General features: G+C 28.4%; 3 protein-coding genes. All 3 read left to right on the plus strand.

Features of this window, described 5'->3' with window-relative positions; genetic code table 4:
* The first annotated feature begins 437 nt into the window (after positions 1 to 437).
* Positions 438 to 1,934 (plus strand): 2,3-bisphosphoglycerate-independent phosphoglycerate mutase, encoded by a 1,497-nt coding sequence (gene gpmI, locus T390_RS0103525; protein WP_027335097.1) that lies wholly within the window; start codon positions 438 to 440, stop codon positions 1,932 to 1,934.
* Position 1,935: 1 nt separating this feature from the next.
* Entirely contained in the window at positions 1,936 to 2,850 is a 915-nt protein-coding gene (locus T390_RS03940; protein WP_036436316.1) for a Cof-type HAD-IIB family hydrolase, read from the plus strand.
* Positions 2,851 to 2,919: 69 nt separating this feature from the next.
* Positions 2,920 to 3,463 (plus strand): restriction endonuclease subunit S (locus T390_RS0103535; protein ID WP_027335098.1); only part of this gene is annotated, 544 nt, incomplete at its 3' end.

Below are 3,463 nucleotides of genomic sequence, written 5' to 3' on the forward strand. Positions count from 1 at the left end.
TTGTTCATTAATTCTTTGTGTTTTTTGTTGAATTGTTTTGATGATGGCTGAATAGTTGTAACTAAAGCAACGATAGCAGTTGTTGAAACAACAGCTGCACTAACAGCACCAACAATTTTTGTAACTTTTTTATCTGCCATATTATTTCCTTTACTTTTAAATCTAATATTAAATAATAGACTGTATTAATTATATTTTTTTTTTTTTTTTAATTTGCATATTTGGCAAAAAATATTTTTAGGTTTCACAATTTTTAATATTTTTTATAAAAACTCTATAAAACAGATGTTTTAGAAAACTTAAAAATTAATATTTTCAGTCAGCATTATTACTTTTAAAATTTTTCCTTATTAATTATTTTACTAATTTAATAAAAGTGTATTCAATCAAAAACAATAATATAAAATATAAAATATATTCAAATTATGGAGGTTTTTATGAAAAAAACAGTACTTATAGTAATAGACGGATTAGGCTTAAGAGAAGAAACTCAAGGGAATGGATTTAAGTTAGCTAAAACTCCTACTTTTGATAAATTATTAAGTGAATATCCGCATAGTGTTTTACAAGCTAGTGCTCAATATGTTGGTTTACCTGAAGGCCAAATGGGGAACTCTGAAGTTGGCCACTTAAATATTGGTGCAGGTCAAATAGTTTACACCGGTTTAAGCTTAATTAACCAAGCTATTAAAGAAGGTGAATTTGAAAAGAATCAAATCGTTTTAGATACCTTTAAAGATGTAAAAGAAAAGAATGCTACATTACATTTAATGGGATTATTAAGTCCTGGTGGTGTGCACTCGTTAGAAAATCATTTATTTGAACTTTTAAAAATGGCTCATAATTATGGTCTTAAAAAAGTTTCAGTACATGCTTTTGGTGACGGTAGAGATGTAGCTCCTAAATCAATTTTAAGTTCATTAGAAAAGTTAAGTAAAATTTGCGATGAATACGGCTATCAAATAGCTTCAATCGGTGGAAGATTCTATGGCATGGACCGTGATAAAATGTTTGATCGTGTTGAAAAACACTATGAAGCTATTTTAGGTAATTCAGAAAAACATTATGATGATGTAATTAAATATGTTAATGAACAATATAATGAAGGAATTACTGATGAATTCTTAATTCCAGCCGGCAAAAATGGTGCTGAATTTGTAAAGGATAACGATTCAATTATTTTCTTTAACTTTAGACCAGATAGAGCTAGACAACTTAGTCATTTATTCATTAGCTCAGATTTATATGAAGCTAAACCTGCACATCCAGTTCATATTTCAAGATTTGTTTCAATGATGAAATATGAAGGCTTAAATACTTTAGTAGCATACAACGAAATGGAAGTTAATATGCCTATTGGTAGAGTTTTAGAATTAGCAGGTAAAAGTCAATTAAGATTAGCTGAAACTCAAAAATATGCACACGTAACCTTCTTTATGGACGGTGGTAATGATATTGAATTCAAAAATTCAAAAAGAATTATGGTACCTTCATTAAAAGTTGAAAGCTATGCAGATGCTCCTCAAATGTCAGCTAAAGAAATTACAGATGAACTATTAGCGAACTGCTTAAATTATGATGTCACAATTATGAACTACGCTAATCCAGATATGGTAGGTCATACAGGTAATTTACAATCAACCATTAAAGCGGTAGAATTCTTAGATGCTCAAATTAAAAGAGTAGTTGATTTTGCAGAGCAAAATGATGTAACAGTATTTATTACTGCTGATCACGGTAATGCTGAAATTACAGAGGATGCTAATGGTAAACCAGCTACAAAACATACCAGCAGTCCTGTTATGTTTGTATGTACAGATAAGAGTATTAAATTATTAGATGGTAAATTAGCTAATGTTGCACCTACTGTTTTAGATTACATTAATGTATCTAAGCCAAAAGAAATGAAAGAAGATTCATTATTAGTTAGATAATATGATTAAAAGATTAATTTTTAGTGATATAGATGGAACTCTATATGGGTTTCCATCTAAGAAATTGCTTGAAAGTACTAAACAAGATATCTTATCAGCCATTAAGGATGATGGGGTTGAGTTAATTCTTACTACTGGTAATCCATTATTGCCTAAGTTAACTAAGTTAGTTAAAGAGTTAAATAGCAGATATTTAATTTGTACTGGTGGATCAATTATTTATGATGTTCTAGAAGCCAAAATGTTAGCTTTTGAACATATTAATAATGAATTGATTAAACCAGTTGCTGAAGTTATTAATAAATATCAAACTGTAGCATTTTTATATGGTAAAGAAAACTATTATTTATTAAATGAAACTAAGGAAGCAAGAGAATTCTTTGATCGTTTCTTTGAATATTCAAATTGAAAATTAGACCAAAAAGACTGTTTTAAAGATAAAATAGCCAAAATTGAAATTTATCCAACTTCTAAAGAAATAAAAGAATTAATTTATGCAGATCTATTAAAAATAGAAGGAAATATAGATGTATTAAACTTATCAACACACGTTGAAATAACAAAAAAAGGCATTTCTAAAGGTTCCGCTTTAGTTAAGTTAACAAATATGTTTAATGCTGATATTAATTATGTTATGAGCGTAGGCGATAGTGAAAACGATATAGCTATGTTTAACGAAACACAGTTTGCTTATGCAATGGATAATGCGAGTGAAGTGGTTAAAAAAGCGGCTAAGTTTTATACAAGTGACGTACTTCAAAATGGACTTGGTGAAGCTATAAATGATTATATTTTTAGAACAAGAATTCCTTTAATTCAACAAGAAAAAGCTAACCAAGTAGAAAAATGAAAGAATAAAGAAAAACGGAATGAGTATTACCGTAATTTAGTTAAACAACAAAACGATAACAGCTAAAAACTGTTATTTTTATTTGATTTTTGCACTCCTAGATTATCCAAATAATTGTGCTATTATTTTATTAATATGAGTAATAAAAGAATGGTGCCTGATATTAGGTTTAAGGGGTTTGAAGATAGTTGAGCAAAAAATACACTTAGTAATTTTTGCTCAATAACTACAGGAAAATTAGACGCAAATGCAATGTGTAAAAATGGTGAATACGACTTTTTCACCTGCTCACAGGAAAAATTCAAAATAAATAATTGAGCCTTTCAAGGCCCTGCAATAACAGTTGTTGGAAATGGAGCTTCAGTTGGATTTACACACATTGCAGAAGGAAAATTCAACGCATACCAAAGAACGTATGTATTAAGTGACTTTAATGATTCATATCATCAATTTCTTATTAATTGCATAAATAATAATTTACCAGCGATAATAGAAGAAGAATCTAGGGCTGGTAATATCCCATATATAGTTAAAGATATGTTAGAACAACTCGCTTTCTATAGTTGTTCTAACAATGAACAGTATAAAATAGGTGAATTCTTCAAAAATATAGATAACTTAATTACTCAAACATCTAATAACTTAGATAAGTTAAAAGATGTTAAAAAGTCTTTACTTA

Source organism: Mycoplasmopsis felifaucium ATCC 43428 (assembly GCF_000687775.1).
Classification (GTDB): Bacteria; Bacillota_I; Bacilli_A; order Mycoplasmatales; family Metamycoplasmataceae; genus Mycoplasmopsis; species Mycoplasmopsis felifaucium.